This window comes from Methyloversatilis sp. NSM2 (genome assembly GCF_038066675.1).
Taxonomy (GTDB): domain Bacteria; phylum Pseudomonadota; class Gammaproteobacteria; order Burkholderiales; family Rhodocyclaceae; genus Methyloversatilis; species Methyloversatilis discipulorum_A.
Genome location: NZ_JBBUKV010000001.1, coordinates 904279 through 922431, shown reverse-complemented (window position 1 = coordinate 922431; position 18153 = coordinate 904279). Strand labels below are relative to the sequence as shown.

Here is an 18153-nt window from a genome sequence, read left to right as displayed (position 1 = left end):
ACGCGGCCGCCGCGGTCTGCCCGCTTCGATTCAGACTGCAGTCGGGCTCAGAAGACCCCTCCCACAGAACCCCGGCCCAGGCTCAGGTCGCGGATCTCATGCACCGCATGTGGGAGCGGCCTTGGCCGCGACGGAGTCGCCGCTCGGGCGCACCGTCCGGAGAGCGCGTGCGCCGTCGCTCAGAACAGCTGCGCGACGATCTGGAAGTGCACGTAGTAGTTGCGCGGATCCTGCACGCGGTCGCGAATGGGCAGGCCGAGCGTGAGGCGGGCTGACACGCGATCGTTGATGTTGGCGTTCACGCCCCAGCCGTAGCTGGCCAGCGTGTCGGTGCCGCGCGTCGAACCGACCGGACGGAAAGGCTGGGTTGCGCCGTAGTCGAGGAAGAGGAAGCCGGCCGTGCGCACCGGCGCCACCGGCGGCTGCGGCAACGGGTGGTGCAGTTCGATCGACGCGGCGAGACCCTTGTCGCCGCTGAACAGGCCGGTCTGGTAGCCGCGCACGCTGTTGTCGCCGCCGATCAGGAACTGCTCGCTCGACGTGAGGTTCTCGTCACGCGTGTACTGGAAGGCAAGGTTGCTCTGCACCGACCAGCCGTCCGACAGATCCTGGACGCGGCGTAGCGAACCTCGCCAGATCGAGAACGATGTGCTGACGATGTCGTCGATCGGGTCGGCCTTGCCGTTCGAATAGGTCAGCGAGCCGGTCCAGATGCGGTCCTTTTCCCACCACTGGCCGTCGACGCCGAGCGACAGGTCGTCGATATCGGTTGATTGGAACAGCCGTCCGGAAATCCAGCTCTCGGTCTTGCGCTTCTTTGCGCCGCCCAGCAGGTCGAGCTGGTAGTTGCCACCGATCAGCACCGGATGCCGCAGCAGCGCGGTCCACGCCGTCGACTCGCCGCGGATGCGCAGCGGCCGGAAAGGACCGTCGATGATGCGCGTATGGTCGTTGAACCATGACAGCGTCAGCCGCGTCCCCAGCGTACCGAGCGGGAAGCTGTACGACACGGCCCTGCCCTCGTGCCCGTCGGCGCCAACCAGCGTGACGCCCAGCGCATCGCGGAAACCCAGCAGGCTGCGGTTCTGGTAGAAGGCGCCGACACGATAGACGCCGGTCGCCTGGCTGCCGCTGCTGTCGGCGAACAGCCGCATTTCGTGCTTCGGCGGTTCCTTCACCGACAGCGCGAAATCGGTCTCGCCGAACTTCGCGCCCGGCTTCAGCTCGGCCCGCAGTTGCACGTCCTGGGTGCGGTTGAAGCGCATCATGCTGCGCTCGAGCGCGGCGACGTCCGCCAGTTCGCCCGGTTTCTGGCCGAGACGCTCGCGGATGAAGGCCTCCGAAGTGCTGTCGTTGCCGCTCATCACCACCTTGCCGACGCGGCCCTCGACCAGCTTGATGGTGATCGCACCGTCGGCCACCTCCTGCGCCGGCAGCACCGCCTGCGCGGTCGGCACGCCCCGTTCGCGGTACAGCGCGTTGATGCGGTCGACCAGTTCCTGCACCTCGCCCAGCGTGACCTCGCGCCCTTCGAGGCCCGCCGCCAGCTCGCGCAGCATGGACTCGTCCAGCAGTTCGGAGCGGGTGAAATCGATGCGCTTGAGCATGAAACGCGCACCGGCAGCCGGCTTGACCGGCACCGGCTTCAGCGCGTCGTCGTCGATGGTGGGCGTGTCATCAGGCCGTCGTTCGCGCTCTTCGCGCAGTCGTCGTTCGATGTCGCGCGAGCGCTCCTGGATCACGCCCGGATCGGCGGCTGCCGGAATCTGCGGTACTGCCTGCGCACCGACCGGCTGTGACAGCAGCACGCAGCACGCCGACACCAGTGCGCACGCTGCGCCCTGCCCCACCTTCGTACGACCTTGAGCACGACTCACTCGACAACCTCCTCTTCGGCCCGACGGCGGGCCTCGGCTTCTTCTTCGCTCTCTTCCTCGCCGGAATTCACGGCCGGGATGTCGAGCGGCACGTTGATCGATACCGATGCGATCTGCGGCACCTGGCCCGCAGCCGACTGCTTGTCCGGCGTATTGACGCGGGTGACGATGAGTTCTCGCGACTGCTCGCGGCCGCTGTAGTCGAGCACGGTGTTCATCACGACCTCGTGCAGCGGATCGCGCATCACGACGTAGGGGTCGGTCACCAGCAGCCAGTCGTCGAGCAGCATGTTGCCGAACACCTTGCCAGGATGATGCAGTTGCACGTCGGCCGGCTCGACCACCGTGGTCAGGTTGTCCATGTAGATGTTGCTGACCGGGTTGATGAAGCGCGCACGGTTCTCGATGCGGCCCTGGTCGATGCGCAGGAAGCCGCGTTCCATCGTCACTTCGGCATCGAGTGCGCTGAAGCGATCGAAACGCACGCCGATTTCGCTGTTGATGGTCAGATCGACCCAGCGCGCCGGCACGCCGCCACGGCCGACCGCACGCATCGCCAGCGGTGCGTCGTTGCGGGTATGCAGGATGCGGGCAGTGACCGACTCCGAGTTGAAGTACAGCGAGCGGCCGACGCTCAGCGTGCCGAGGTTCAGATCCTTCTTCGCCGACAGCGACAGGATGTCGCCGGTGATGCGCGACACGCTGACGCTGCCGTTGTTCGACTCCAGCGTCACGCCGTTGCCGGCGGTGACCGCATCCATCAGGATGTCGTCCTCGGCGATCACCGTCGTGCTGCCCAGGTCCGCCGTCGCGTCGACCACGGTCACCCTGCCGCCGGACAGCAGATCGATATTGCCGTGCGATGCATACACCGTGCCGTTGGCGATGTCGCCGGCGGCACGTACCCAGGCGTCGTCGCGAACCTCGATGCGGCCGATCTCGATGTCGTCGCGCTCGTCGATATGCACGCCGCCGGCAGTGCTGATGGCGTCGATCTTCGCGATGTCGGTTTCCAGCGCATCCGCTATCGGACGCGGAGAGCCATTGTTCCAGCTTGCGTTGCCGACGCCGCCGGCGGCGTCCAGCGTGACGCCGGCACCGGGCGTGGCAGCGACCAGATCCCAGGTGCCGATGTCACCGCCATCGAGAATGCGGCTACCGGTGGTGATGCGGATGGCGTCGGCAGTCGCGTTGTTCGTCGCCTCGATGCGACCGACCACGACGTCGCCGGTGGCCTCGATGTCGATGGTGCCGCTGTCGGCGCGCAGCACAGTGCCGTCGTCCATCAGGTAACGCCCTGCCTGCACCGCGATATCGCCCGCTGCCTCGGCGTCGCCGGTCTGACGCAGATCGCCGACCGGTGCGGCGAGCGACATCGAACCACCGGCACTGACGGAGCCGATAGTCAGCGCCGGCGACAGGCCGGGTTCGACCGCCCGCGTGCCGGACAGATGCACGTCGCCGCTGGCCTGCGCATTGACCAGCCCGCCCGCATCCTGCGCGATCAGCAGCGGCTGGCCGTCAGCACCGATGCTGCCGCCGAGCGCCACCAGGTCGATGTCGCCGGCCGCCGTCTGCATCGCCACCGCGCGCTGCGCGCCACTGGCACTCAGGATGCTGCCGGCACTGCTGAGGTGGATACCACCGCTGCCGGCGAACATTTCGGCCACCCGCATCGGACCGCTCATCTCGTTCAGCCAGATGCCGGTCGAGGCGCGCGCGGTCAGTGTCGCCGCCTCGCCCAGATCGAGGGTGATCGGCCTGGCTGCACTGCCTATGCTGCCGCTGCCCGCTTCGATGATGGTGCTGCCGCCGCGCAGGTTCGGCGCGTTCGTCGTGCTGGCATCGACGATGCCACCGGACACCTTGAGCCGTATCGTCTTGCTGAAGTCGACGCCGCCGCCGGTCGCATCCAGCGACACCAGATTGATGTCGCCCGGCAGCACGGTGCCGTTGCGGTCGTAGTCGTCTGCGCCGAGGAAGACGTGGCCGCGCGCGTTGACGGTGACCGAGCCACCCGCCGTGGTGGCGATATCGACGTCGTCGCGCTTGAGCACGGTGGCGGTCTTGGCCACCGTGTCGATGGCCACGTCGTCAGCCTCGGCCGCCGACAGCGCGCGGCGCTGATCCGGCGTGAGCGCGGTCAGACTGGCGATGCTGACGGTGAACTGGCCTTCGTCGCGGCCGACGCCGCCATTGGCGCTGTTGGCGTTCAGCACGATGTGGCGGCCGACCACATTGGGCTGTTCGACGCGCGTTTCGGTGTCCGACGTGGACTTGTTGTAGATCGCTGCGCTGACGCCGTAGCGCACCTGGTTGTCGGTCCACACATGGGTACCGTCGGACATGCCGGCGATGACGCTATCGGTCGCGGCCGAGCCGACGTAGCTGAAGTTGCTGTCGTAGCTGGCACCCGTGCTCCCGAGCGAGATGCCAAGTCCGCTCAGCTTGTCGTGCAGCGTACGCAGCCGCGTCGATGCGCTGGCCGCGTTGTAGCTGTCGGCGCGATAGACGAAGGTGCCGGCGTTCTGCGGATCCTCGATCAGTTCGACGTTGCGCAGCGACCAGTACTCCTGGTACTCGCGGCTGATCTGCGAGCGGTGGCCCTTCAGCGCGTCGGCCAGACTGTCGGCGGCGCCGTCCGATTCGCGCAGGCGCAGATCATTCCACAGCGCATCGAGTTCGGCTTCGGCACGCGTATCGCGGGTTTCGTTGCGGTTGCCGTCGGTGATGCGACCGCCGAGCGCGGTGAGCGTCACGTCGCCCGATTGCGACTCGATCTTGTCGAGCTGCATGTCGCCGTCCGGCTGCATCAGATGGATGTCGCCGCTGGCGGTAGCGCGCAGACCGCCCTGCGGCGTGGCCTGGGTCTGCACCACGAGCGCCTGCGCGTCGGTGCCGATCTGGCCCGAGCTGGAGATCAGCTCGACGCCGCCGCCCTGCACGCGTACCGCGTTGCCGCTGCCGGCCGCAACGATGTCGCGGTCGGCCTGCAGGAACACGCGGCCGCTGTTGTCGGTGCGCACCTCGCTCACCCGCATGTCGCCACTCATTTCGCGCAGGCCGATGTCGCCGCGCGCGCTGATGGCAGTCACCGCGCCGTTACCCAGCATGTCGATCTGCATCGGCGCGAGTGTGTTGCCGATGCCGTCGGCGGCACGCAGGGTCAGGTTCTGCGCGGTGATGACGCCGCGCACGCTTTCCGCCGTGATGGCGCCCCCCGGCAGACCGTTGCCGGCGGTGGCGTCCACCGTCGTCGTACCGGTGCGGTTGGTCAGGCTGCCGGCGAAGATGATGTCGGCGCGGCTGCGGATGTCGACCTGGCCGCTGTCGTAACCGATGAAGTTGATCGGGATAGAGTGATCGGCCTTCACCGTGTGCGTGTTGTAGCGCTTGGAGCCGGTTTCGGTCCACACCTCGTAGGTATGCCACTTCCAGATGCAGAGGAAGGCCGAGCACTCGGAATCCTCGCGGTCCCAGGAGCGGAAGTCGGTGGTCACGTCGCGCCGCTGGTAGCGGTAGGTCGTGCTGCCCATGCCGGTGTCGATCTTCGTGTACTCGCCCTCGGACAGCGGCGTCGGATCGTCCCAGGTGCGGTAGGCGGTGCGATCGGCCAGAGACCAGCTGCCGGGGAAGAACCAGAACTTGGTTTCCTTCTCGTACCGCGAGTAGGTGTTCGTCGTGTTGCGCTGACCGGTGACCCAGGTATAGGTCTGTCCGGTCACCGGCGAGTATCCCGTGTTGCGACCGGCCACGTCGTCGTAGTGCTCGACCTCGACCTCCTTCAGCTTGTTCTGGGCATCGGTGGTGGTGATGAGGTCGCGTGTCTTGACGGCGTTGCCCAGACGCGTGACCTCGCGCGTCACCGGCGTCAGGCTGTTGTAATAGGCCAGCGTCTGCGTGCTGGATTGCGACGCGTTGGTGACGATGGCGCCCTGGCCGCCGTTGGCCAGCGGATCCCAGCGACGCAGGTAATCGGTGATGCGCACCTTGCCTTCGATGTCGTTGCCGGTGTCGAGGCCAGTGATCACGATGTCGTAGCCGCTGCGGTTGTCGATGTTGAAGCGGCCGTAGCCGTCCATCGCCGCGATGCGGCCACCGCCGGTGTTCAGTATCTCGCCCAGCAGCTCAAGCTTGCCCCCCTCGACCTTCACCGGTTCCAGCTCGACGCGGTTCAGTTCCGCATTGAAGAAGGCCACGATGTTGCCTTCGGTGTTGCTGATGCGGAAGCGCGGATCGGACGGTTTCATCCCCGCCGCCACCAGCGCGTCGTAGTTGGATTTTGCCTCTGCCAGCGTCGTTGCCGTCTTGTAGGGACCGATGTTCAGGTTCACCCGCGCGCTGTCGCCGATGACGATGTTGCGGTCCGGCAGCCCGCTCTGCAGCAGGCCGTTGATGTTCAGGTAGCGCGCGCTGATGAAGATGTTGTTGCCGGCGATGGTCGGGCCGCCGGTGCCGTTGCGTGCTTCCGTACTGGAGCCGGACGACGCGGTGCCGTCCTCGAAATTGTTGGCCAGACCGCCGCTGTTGCCACTCGGCGTGCGCGTGCCGCCCCACATGTCGCGCGGGTTGCCGGCCGTGTGATAGAAGGCCGACGGTGAGCTGAACACGAAGTCGCGACCGGCGGTGATATTGATGTCCGCCGCCTGGATATTGGGTGCGGTCAGCGGGTTCAGCGGGTCCTTCGGCTGCACCAGCACGCTGCCGCGCTCGCTCTCCAGCGTCACCGATCCGAGCAGGTTGCTGATGTTGCCCACCACCTCGATATCCGGTGCGCGCGTATCGCCGTCGGCCGGAACATAGGTGTTGCGCACCGTGATCGACGGCGCCGGCGAGTTTGGTGCGATGCCGATGCTGGCGAAGGCGGCCGTGCCGCCCTGGTTGCGATCGTTCAGCGCGGCGTTGATCTGCCCGGTGGTCGGGTTGCTGCCCGGCGTGTTCAGGATGGCGACGCCGTTCAGCGTGAGGCGGCCGGTCGCGTCCTCCGGAATGATCAGTTCATCGGTCCGCAGGAAGGCCGAACTGTTGTTGATGATCTCGATCTTCGCTTCGCCGCGCGCATTGAGGCGACCGTTGCCGGCGAGGTTGTCGCCGATCACGTTGATGTTGCCGCCACGCGCGTCGACCTCGGGCATCACGATGAAGGCCGCGTTGGCGATCGATGCGTTGGCGCCACCGGCCGGGAACAGGTCGGCCATCTGCTGTTCGAGGAAATTGATTTCCGCGGTCAGTGCAGCCACCGTTTCCGGGTTGCTGGCATCGCCGCCGGTGCTGGTCGTGCCCTGGTAGTTGCCGCGGATCTCCTTCAGCGCGTTGATGCGCGTGCGCAGGTTGTCCTGCAGGTTCTCCACGCTCAGCGTCGGCAGTTCCATGCCGTCCGAGCGGGTGATCCAGTACTGCTTGGTCACCGTGTCATAGGTGCAGCCGGCGGTGCCCGGAGTACGGCACTCCGCCCCCTGTCCCTCGCGCGGCACCTGCACACTGAGCGTCAGCGTCGGCGCGCCGCTGCCGCTTTCGTTGATCGTCATCAGCTGCTGGTTCTGGATGCCGGCATCGACCAGACCGCTCACCGACACGCCGGCACGCGACTGTTCGATGCTGCGGCCGCTGTTCTGTTCGATCGACACGTCGCCGCCGCCGAACAGATTGCTCACCCCGCTGGCGATCGCACTGGCGGCCTGGCTGTACAGGTCGCGCGCCACGCCCTGACCGTCGACGCGGTGACCGAAGCCCTTGTCGGCGCTCAGGTTCACGTCCTTCACACTGCGCAGCGTACCGGCGATGGTGATCTGGTTGTCCTGGTTCAGCAACGCGTCGGCGCCCCAGTCCGAACTGGAGATCGGTACCGCCGCGTTGTTGTAGAGGTCGGCGGTCGCAACCGTCGAAAAAGTGTTGCGCGCGCCATTGGCATCACGCCCGGCGCCAATGTTGATGAAGCCATCCGCACGGATGTCGCTGCCGCCGCCGACAGAGGCCCGCGAACGGACACGCAGGTCGGACAGCGAGTAGCCGTCGGCATAGGCGGCCAGACCCCAGGTCTTGGAATTGGCGCGCACCTCGACGTCGGCCACATCGCGCGCCGCCAGGTTGAAGTTGCCGACGGTGTCGATCACCACGTTGTTGCCGACGCGCGCTTCGGTCCGGCCGATGTCGTCCGCCGATGGCGTCAGCGGCGTGGCGTTCAGCCACGCCTTGGCCTCGGCGTCGGCGGCGCTGATCGCGCCGCCGGCCTCCAGCTTGGCGCGATCGCGCAGCATCACGTCGGACACCGCGTTGAAGTTGGTGCGGCCGGGGGCGTCCTCGTCGCCGAGCACGCGCACGCGAGCGCCGTCGCCCACCTCGACCAGCGTGATGTTGTCCACCGTCGTTTCGCTGGAACCGGCAGCGCCGCCGGCCAGGCCGCCGGCACCGGCGAATACGTTGAACTCGCTGAGCCAGGGCTTGCGTGTCTGGTTCAGCGCATAGACGTCGAGATCCCAGGTGCGCAGATTGGCACCGGCCTTGATGCCGGCCACCACGCGCGCGTCGATGTCGTTGCGCGCCTGCGCACCGCTGGCACCGACGACACCGGCGGACAGCGAGTCGACGCGCGAATTGAAGGTGGCGACGTGATCGGCGCGCACCTCCATGCGACCGTTGGTTGCGGTGCTCAGCGCCGTTGTCGAGGTGCCGCCGCCGAGCAGCGCCTGGGTGTTGGACAGGTTGCGCGTCGAAGCGACCGCCGCCGCGCCGGCGATGATGCCGCCGGAGCCGGCTTCGGCATCGGCGTAGGTCTGGTCGTGTCCGGTGGCCAGCACCGACAGTGCCGAACCGACGCTGCCCGTGTTGCCATTGTCGATCGACGCCAGCGTGACCGAGCCGGCACTCGCCGACGCCAGGTTGGCGCCGATGGCCAGCAGACCGCCTATCGTGACGCCGCTGGTTTCCGCCGTCTGGCGCGTCTGGTTCGACGCGGTCAGGCTGGTACTGCCGCTGATGGCGAAGCTGTTGCTGCCACCCACCGTCGCGTTCACCAGCGACGTACTGCCGGCCCAGGAGTCGCTGCCATTGGCGCCGACCAGCAGCGAGCCGCCGGTGGCGTTCGCGTACGAGTAGGCCGTTTCGCCCAGCGTCGGCAACAGCGTCGCGGCGTTCAGCGACAGGCTGCCGGCGGTGATGCTGTTGTTGCGTCCCATCGTCGCGTAGGACTGGGTGGCCGCCGTTGCTTCCGCCAGCGACACGCCGATCGACACCGCCAGCGAGCCGTTGTAGCCGCGCGAAACCGCACTGACTTTCGGCGTGCTGCGTGCGGCAACGGAAATCGCCGAACCCGGCGCATTGACCGTCACCCGGTCGGCGATGGCCGCCCGCGCTGCACCGGTGGCGCTGGCCGTCGCTTCCGATCCGGAACCGGCTGCCACGCCACCGGAGCCGGCTTTCGAACTGGCACTGACGGCGTCGCCGCGCGTCGACTCGACCGCCAGCGCGCCCCCGCCCAAGGTGACCGAGGTCGCCGCCGCCTGAGTCGTGCTGTCTGCCTCGCCTATCTGCGCCGTACTGCTACCTGCCTTATCGGCACGCGCGATGACGATGCCGGCCGCGACCACGCCCACCGCGTAGCCCTCGGCGTGCGCGCTGGCGTCCATCGCGTCACCTGCGAGCACGCGCACGTCACCGGCCGCGCTGCCGACCGTCGCCTGGGTGCCATCACCCAGCTTGGCGACGACGGTATTGGCCAGATCGGCCGTCGCGACCGCGGCGCCGACGCCGACAAGGCCACCTGCCGCCTGATAGCTCTTCACGTTCACGGCCGCCGTACCCGCCTCCAGCCGTCCGGTGCTGGCGTCGAGCTCGATGTCGCCCGTATCGGCACGCAGCGTGATCGCGCCGTCGGTGGTCGCGCGCACGTCGTGGCGCACATTCAGCACGCCGACCGCTGCACCGACGCCGGCGATGCCGCCCAGCGCCCCGCCACCGACCAGCACGTCCACCTTGTCCTTCTCGGACGCCGTGATGCGGATATTGCCGCCGGCGCGCAGCGTGTTTGCGGCGGTGTTCGCCGTGTCGACCACCGTCGCACGGGTCGAGCCATCCGGCGCGGCATTGACGTCGGCCTTGGCCGCGACCTTGCCGCTGGCATTGATGCGCGTGATGTCCGACTGCGAGAAGTTGCTGCCCGTGCTGATGTTCCCGTCGTCATCGCCGGTCTTGAGCTGGTCACCGCTGGAGAAGGCGTTGGCCTTGCTCAGCGTGCCATTGTTGTCCTTGTCCGCCTCGCCCGACGCATCGCCGCTCAGGCCGGCGTTCATCACCGTGACCGCGACCGCACCGCCGATGCCGACGGTGCCGCCGGCCGCCGCGGCGACCGCCGCATTCGACAGATTGCGCTCGGCGCGCGCGGTGACCGCGATGTCGTTGTCGACGTGGACATTGCTGTCCTGGATGGTGGCCGTCGTCGTGTTGTCCACCTTGGTCACCGAGGCACCCGCACCCGCACCGCCGATGCCGCCGACCGCGGCCACGCCGGCGCGGCTTTCGGTCACCACGCTGTCGGTCGCCTGCACCGCCAGTCCGCCGCTGCGGTCCGCTGCGCTGCCGACCCGGCTATCGACCACCTTGGCGCTGGTCGTGCTGTCGATGATGCCGACCGCCACCGCACCGGCAATGCCGGCCCCGCCGCCACCGGCGCCGCCGATGGCCCAGGTACGCATTTCGGTCGAGCTGTCGGCCATCACATTGACCTGACCGTCAGCATCGATACCGCCGCCGTCGACGCGCGCTTCGGTCGTGCTGGTATCGAGGCCCACCGCGAAGGTGCCGGATCCGGCTACACCGCCTGCAGCGAGGCCGCCACCGGCCACCAGGAAAACGGAGTCGTGGTCGGCGCGGATGTCGAGCGCGCCGACGCGCCAGACGGCGTCGTCCGAATAGGCTTCGGTGGTGCTGGTGAACTTGGCGACCGAGCCGCTGCCGACCACCGCCACCGCACCGCCGGCGGCGCCGACGACGATGGACGACACGCCCTGGCTGGAGCGCGCCTTCACCGTCGCCGCGCCCTTGGCAGTGACCGAACTGGTGCTGCCGCTGACGCCGGCGCGCGTGTCGCGATCGAACACGTTCACGTCAGCCGAAGCACCGACGCCGGCCAGGCCGACCGCGATCGAACCGATGAAGGTGTTGCCGTAGGCATGGTCGGCCGCCTTGATGCTGACCGCCTGCGCGTTGCTGGCCGCGCTGTTGTCGCCGCCATTGAGTACCGAGTCGGTCACCGTGGCGGTGGTTGCGCCGCCGATGATGTTCATGCTCACGGTGGCCGCGACGCCGGCGAAACTGCCGCCCGCGACGTTGGCGACCGCCGTCGTCGTCTGGTGGGTCGAGGTCGCATTGACCGCGATGCCGCGCACGTTCTCGCGTGTGCGCGACGCGACGAGGTCGGGGGCGACGAAGGGGTTGGACGAAGAATAGCCGCCACCGCTCTGGTTCATCCGGTCGATGCTGGCGCGCAGATTGACGCCGCCGATCTCGCCGGTATTCACGCTGACGCCGCTGCCCTGCTTCGCGCGCGCCGCCACCGAACTGCCGCGGATGGCCGCCTCGGTCGCGCCGCCGATCTCGTTCACCGTGGCCGACGCGCCGACGCCGGCAGCGGTGATGCCGATACCGGCCGCGCCGGCGAGCACCGTGATCTTGTCGTCCGACTCGGCCAGCACCGCGACGTTGTCACGCGCCTCGATGTCGGCGCCCTCCTTGATCACCGCACGCGTGTCCGAGTTGATCAGGTTGACCGCCACCGACCCGCCGACGCCGACATCGACGCCACCGCCAATGCCGACTGCCGCGGTCTTGATGGTCGCCAGAGAATCGGCGTTGAGGATCAGATTGGTCACGTCGAAGCCGCTGCTCTTCAGGCCGGACACCGTGGCGTGCGTCGAATTGGCGATCTTGTTCACCGCGATGGCGGCGCCGACGCCGGCCGAGCCACTGATGCCGACCGCGCCGGCCAGTGCATTGATGCGCGCGCTGTCGACCGCGTTGACCGACACCGCAGCGGTGCCGCCGCTGATGTCGGAGCCGGTGATCTCGGCGACCGTCTTGTTGTCGGTGCGATTGCTCGATGCCGAGCCGGCGAAGGCACCGGTGGCCGCGCCAGCGCCGGCGACCGATCCGGATTCGATCAGCGCCGTGTTGCTGCCGGTCAGCGTCAGCGACGCCGCGCCGCCGATGGTGCTGTCATGTACGCGCGCCTTCGCCGTGTTGCGCACCCAGTTGTCGCCGACCGCACCGCCCACCGCTGCGTTGCCCGAGAAGGCGGCCGCACCGGCCAGCGACTTGATGGTCGATGTGTCGGAGGCCTGCAGCGTGATGGCCGAGTCGTTGTCGACGTTCTCCAGCGTGCTGCCGACGATTTCGGCGGTGGTGACGTTGCCGCCTTCGCCACCGGCATTGGTGTCGCCGGAATACATGCCGATGTGGTTGAGCGTGATCGAACCGGACAGCGCCACGCCCTGCGCGCCGCCGGCGGCCAGCGCCAGCGTTTCGATGGTGGCCGTTTCCAGCGCGGTCAGGCTCAGCGCCGACGCATTGCGCACGGTCGCGCCATCGATCGAGGCCAGCGTCGTATTGCCGATCTTGTTGTAGCCGAAGGCACCGCCGACCGCGCTGCCACCGATGCCGACGGCGACCGCACCGGCCAGTGACCGCAGGGTCGAACTGTCGGTCGCGCTGACGGTGACGGTGTTGCCGTCGCCGCTGTCTTCCAGCAGCGCGTCATCGACCGTCGATTCGGTCCGGTTGCCGATGAAATTCACCGAAATCGACGCGCTGACCGCTGGCGAACTGCCCAGCGCCAGCCCGCCGGCCACCGACAGGCTGCGGATGCGCGCGTCCGACAGTGAGGTCAGGCTCAGGGTGCCGGCCGCGTCGACATGGGCGCGGTCGATCTGCGCCTGCACCGTGTTGAAGATCTCCGAATAGGCGACCGAGGCGCCGATGGCCACGCTGTTCATGCTGGCCGAGAAACCGCCGGCCAGCGTGTCGATGCGCGAGCGGTCCTTGGCCTCTATCGTGACGCTGGCGGCCGACACGTCGTCGAAGGCGGTGTTGCCCTGCGGCGCGCTGACGTTCGCGAGCAGATCGTTGTCAATGAAATTGACCGACACCGAGCCCACACCCGACACCTTGCTCGACGCGCCTACGCCGACCGCGATCGAGGTGATCAGCACGTCGGATTCCGCCTTCACGTTCAACCGGCCGGCGGGGCCGGTAACGTCGACCTTCGAATCCTCGACCTTGGCGGTCAGATCGTTGTCGATCGAACTCCAGTTGAACGAGGCGCCGACCGCATTGCTGTTGCTGCCGATGTTGACCTGCAGGATGCCGGCCACCGAGGTGATGCAGTTGCCGCTGGGCGTGGCGCCGGCGCCACTGCGGCCGCAGTAGTCGAGGCCCTTGACCGTGTTCTCGCGCTGATTGCCCGGCTCTATCGTGTCTTCGAGTGCGGCATCGGCGCCGCGGTCCTGCGCCAGTACATCGACCGCGCCGGTCGCGGTGACCGAGGACAGGCCGACGATCTGCGCCGTCGTGTCGTTGTCGATCTCGGTGATGACGACCGCGCCGCCTATCGAGTTCGCGTTGTTCGACGCCGAGGCCTGACCGTGCGCGGCGCCGGCGCCGATCTCGGTGGCGTTGAAGGCGCGCACAGCCGCGCTGTCGACGCCGCTCACCGCCGAGCCGCCGGCGATCTCGGCAGTGACGACGTTGGCGACGTCGGAATAGGTGACCGCGCCGCCCGCACCGGTCTTGCCACCCAGCGCCAGCGTGCCGCCGCCGGTGCCGATGAACATGCGGTTGTAGGCGGTCACGTCGAGCGCGCGACCGCTGCCGGCGGCGCCGGTCAGATCGGTCGAATTCAGCGCCGCACGTATCGTGTTGTCGATGATGGACAGCGACAGCGAGCCGGTCAGCGAGTACGAACTCTGGTTCTGGTTGCTGCTCGCGTTGGCCGCGACACCGATGGCGATCGACAGCTGCTCGCCGCCGGCCAGCGCCTGCACCGTCACGTCCTGCGTGTCGTTCAGGTCGGCGTTCTCGACCAGGCCTTCGACCGTGTTGTCGATCATGTTCACCGACACGCTGCCGGTGACCGCGGCCGACTTGTTCTGACTCGGGTTGTTGGCACGGGTGAAAGCGGCTGCACCGGAGGCGGTGACGATGTCGAGGTCGGACACGCCGAGCACGGTCAGCTTGGCCGCGCTGCCCCCGTCCGCCTGATCGACCGTCACGCCGGACAGCTTCGCGCGCGTCACCAGCGTCACGTCGTTGACCGCAGCGCTGCCGGCGGCAGACAGACCGAAGCTGGGCTTGGACTGCGTGCCTTGGCTACTGGTATTGCCCTGCTTCGAGGTCGAGGTCGGCTTCAGTTCGACCATGCCGGCGATCTTGGTCTGCACCTCTTCGTACTTGCTCTTGATGCTGCCGAAGAAGCCGCCCTGCGAACTGCTTTCGCTGCTGCTGCCGCTGACCGCCACCGCGCCGGTCACCGCGATCGCCTCCATGCGACCACTGGCGCGCGCCTCCACCGTCACGTCGCCAGACTGGATGACGGCATTCGTGATGCTGCGCTGGCTGCTGCGCGTGTCGCCCTCGTTCAGCGCTTCGCCGTCGTTGTTGCCGACCAGCGCCTCGGTGGTGCCGGTGACGCCGTTGTAGGCGATGCCCAGGCCGACACCGGCCGATTCCGACTTGTTGAAGCCACCGGCGATGGACCACAGCACCGGCTCGTCGAGCGCGGTGATCGACAGCGTGCCGGCGCGCAGCGTGGCTTCATCGTCGACCAGTGCCCGCGTGTTGTTCGTCACCTCGACGATGGACACCGAGCCGTTGATGCCGAAGCTCGATCCGTAGCCGGCGATCGTCGCCAGCGAAATGACCAGATCCTTGCCCTCGGCGGCAATGCTCACCTCGTCGGTGGCGCGCGTGCCGGTGACCGTGTAGCTGCGCTGGCCAGCGGTGCTGCCGCTGACGCTCTCGGTCACCCCCTGGATGGCGGCGCCTTCGCGCACGAACACGAGGCTGTCGCCATTCAGGATTTCCTGCGTGTAGGCCATGCCCAGGCCTTTGCTGCCGCTGCCGCCACCGGTGCCGCCAGGCAGGAAGTGGCCGCCGTGGAAGAGCAGCGTCACGTCGCGCTTGGCGCTGACGTCGGCCGGCGCTCCGAAGGACCAGTCCTGCAGTACCTGTTCGTCTTCCGAGGTCGAGCTGTCGTCGGCCACGGTTTCGTAACTTGCGGTCCAGGCGCCGCTGGCGTTGCCGGTCAGGTTCAGCTTCGCCGATTCCTGCACCTCAGTCTTCGCCGAATGATCGAACTGCAGCAGGCTGAACGAGCCCGACAGCGAGATCGCGTTGTTCGAGTTGTCCGACGTCGACTTGGCGGCCGAAGCGCCGTTGAACACATCGAGGATGCCGGTGAGGTCATTGAACCAGTCCTTCACCGTGGACAGGCCGTCCCAGCGCGTGAAGCTGCCGCCGGTGATCAGCGATTCCCGCACCGGGATGATGACGTCGGACGCCACCGCGATGCGCGGTGCGGTAACCGTGGCGCTGCGGCCTATGGTGGCCAGCGCGTCGTGACTGAAGTTGCCGATGGCGATGCCGGCGGAGAAGGTGTTGCGAGCGGTGTTGCCGGTGGCACGGTCCTTCGATTGCGAAATGGCGGAGGCCTCCGCCATCACCTGGATGTCCGAGCCCAGCGTGCGTGCGGCGACGACGGCGCGATCACTCGCATGCACGTTGGCGTTGGGGCCGATGCTCGCGGAGGCCGAAGCGTCGCTGTCCACCCAGGCGATGGCGCCACCGACGCGCAGCGAGGTCGATTGCGGCTTCTGCGCCTTCTGGTCGGTCTCGGCGCCGGCGAGCAGCTTCTCCCACAGTTTTTCCTCGATGAAGCCGCCGGTGTCGGTGATCGGCTTGGCCTTCTCCTTCGCCGCGTCGAGGATGGCGTCGTTCAGCGAGGTGCCTACCTTGGCCTCGGCCGTGGTGGCGTTCGAGGTGTTGTCGTTGATCGCCAGCACCTGCACCTTGGTCGCGTCAGCCACGTTGGCATTCAGCGAGGCGTTCGCCTCCGACGACAACTGGCTGACCGCGATCGCGGCGGCCGCCTTGCCTTCGTTGCCGAGCGAGGCGGTGACCGAATTGGCGAAGGTGTTGCGGTTGGTCGCTGCCACCGTCACGTCGCCCGATACCTGCACGGTGGCGCCGGCTTCGACCGTCGCGTTCGCGCGCACGTCGGCAAAGGTCAGGCCGAGTGCAAAGCTCATCTGCGAGCTGGCATCCTCGCCCGGGTCTGCCGCTTCGACCGACGCTTCCAGCGTGGCGTCGTTGTTGGCACGCACACTGAGATTGGCGGCGCGCACGGTGGCGCCGGACTTCACGTCCACGGTCGCGGTGGAACTGTTGCGCGCATACAGCGCGCCCAGACCCAGCGGCGTGTTCACCTGGGTGCCCGGGCCACTGATGCCGGTGTCGGGCGCCGCCCCTGCTGAGGTGAGGTTGTCGACGAGCAGCGTGAGGTCCTGCGTCGCCTCGACCACCGAGCCGGCCTTCAGCGTGATGGTCGAGGTGCCGACCGCCTGCGAATGCACGATGTTCAGGCCGAGCAGCGTGGCGCCGATGCCCAGCAGGCCGGTGGCGCCTTCGGTGGCGAAGTTGGCGGCGTTCTGCTCGAAACTTCCTTCATCGAAGACCCAGCGGTTCTGCACGTCGGTCGACGCGGTCATCGACACGTTGCGGCCCTTCACCGTCGCGTTGTCCAGCTCGATCGACGCGCTGGCTTCGCGGTAGCCCAGGATGCTCACCGACGACACCTTGTGTGCGGTGAAGGTGACGTCGCCGCCGTTGAAGTTGCCGCCGCCGTGCGCCAGCACCTTGCTGCCCGACTTGAGCAGGATGTTCGGTGCCTCGAAGGTGATGTTGCCGGAGTGTCCGGTCGACACCCCATTCACGTGGTCGCTGCCGACCAGACGGCTGGACACGACGATGTTGTCGTTGACGGTGATGCTGTGGGTCGCCTGCAGCAGCAGGTTGGCACCATTGACGGTGACGCCACTGTCGGCGCCACCCGGCACACCACTGTAGGCAGCGGCGCCGCGCAATAGGTTCTGGCTCAGTACGATGTTCAGCGGGTCGATCAGCACCAGGCCGGCCGTACCGCCGCCGCGGCCGTCGGCATAGAACTGACCGCCGGCCAGCTCGACCGTGTCCTTCGCCGAAAACTCGACGAAGCCGCCGTCGCCGCGCGTGCCCGCACTGGCGTCCATCACCGCACCGCTGCGGATGACCGCATTGCGCTGCGCCAGCGAATCGATGCGGCCGCCGTCTGAGTCCTCACCGTCACCGGCCGCCGTCACCATGGCGTCGATGTCGGCCACGATGTCGCGGCCGGCGCGCAGGCGGATGTCGCCGCCGTCGGTGCCGGCGCCGCCACGGGCGTCCAGCGTGCCGGCGATCTCGATGTCGTCCGCCGCCGCTATATATATGCGGCCGGAGCGCTCGACCACCCGGCTGCCGATCGCCAACCCTTGCGCATTGACCACGTCGGTGAAATCGGGCGCCTGGCCTTCGAAGCGGGCGCCGGTCAGCACGGCCCCCTTGACGCTTACCGTGCCGGCCGCCAGTTCGACCGCATCGATCGCGTTGATGCGGCCGTCGATGCGGATGGCCGCCGACGACAGCGGTGCCGTGCCGTTCAGCAACTGCGCCAGCGCGCCGGCGTCGACCACGCCCGGCGCGGTGAAGAAGCGGTCGACGAAGCCCTGCGTCGGCGTGCTCATCGACAGCGCGCCGACATTCACGATGCCGCCTGCACCGACCACGAAGCCATGCGGATTGGCGAAATAGACGTTGCCGCCGATGCGCCCGTCGCGGATCGCGTTCAGCGTGCCGTGGATGTCGGTGCGCGTGTCGCGCACGATGTTGACCAGGTTCAGTGCGCCACCGGGCACGTGCAGGTTGGCCGTGTGGCCGGCGTTGACGCTGAAGCTCTTGAAGGAGTTGAAACCGGTGTTGCCGGACACCGTTGCGGTGCGCACATCGGTCACCGCGCCGGCCGTCGTCACCGTGGTCAGGGTTCTGCCGTCGGCCTGGATCGCCTGCGCCCAGGCCGCTGGCGACATCAGCAGCGGCAGGCTTGCCACTCCGACCATCAGTCCGTGCCCGTTGCGCAGATTGGCAACCAGGGTGCGCAACCGGGGCTGGCTGCGGCGACGTTGTGTGGCTTTCATGACCTGACTCCTGAGTGCTG

The 18153-nt window shown here is 67.9% G+C and carries 2 protein-coding genes; both read right to left on the bottom strand.

Features of this window, described 5'->3' with window-relative positions:
- Nucleotides 1-179: 179 nt before the first annotated feature.
- Nucleotides 180-1877 carry a ShlB/FhaC/HecB family hemolysin secretion/activation protein gene (locus tag WJU27_RS04160; RefSeq protein WP_341421210.1) on the bottom strand — a complete coding sequence of 566 codons (1698 nt, stop codon included), beginning with the start codon at nucleotides 1875-1877 and terminating at the stop codon, nucleotides 180-182.
- Nucleotides 1874-18133, bottom strand: coding sequence for a leukotoxin LktA family filamentous adhesin (locus WJU27_RS04155; RefSeq protein ID WP_341421209.1), 16260 nt, complete (start codon nucleotides 18131-18133; stop codon nucleotides 1874-1876). The genes WJU27_RS04160 and WJU27_RS04155 overlap by 4 nt, the downstream gene beginning before the upstream one ends.
- Between the last annotated feature and the right edge of the window lie 20 nt (nucleotides 18134-18153).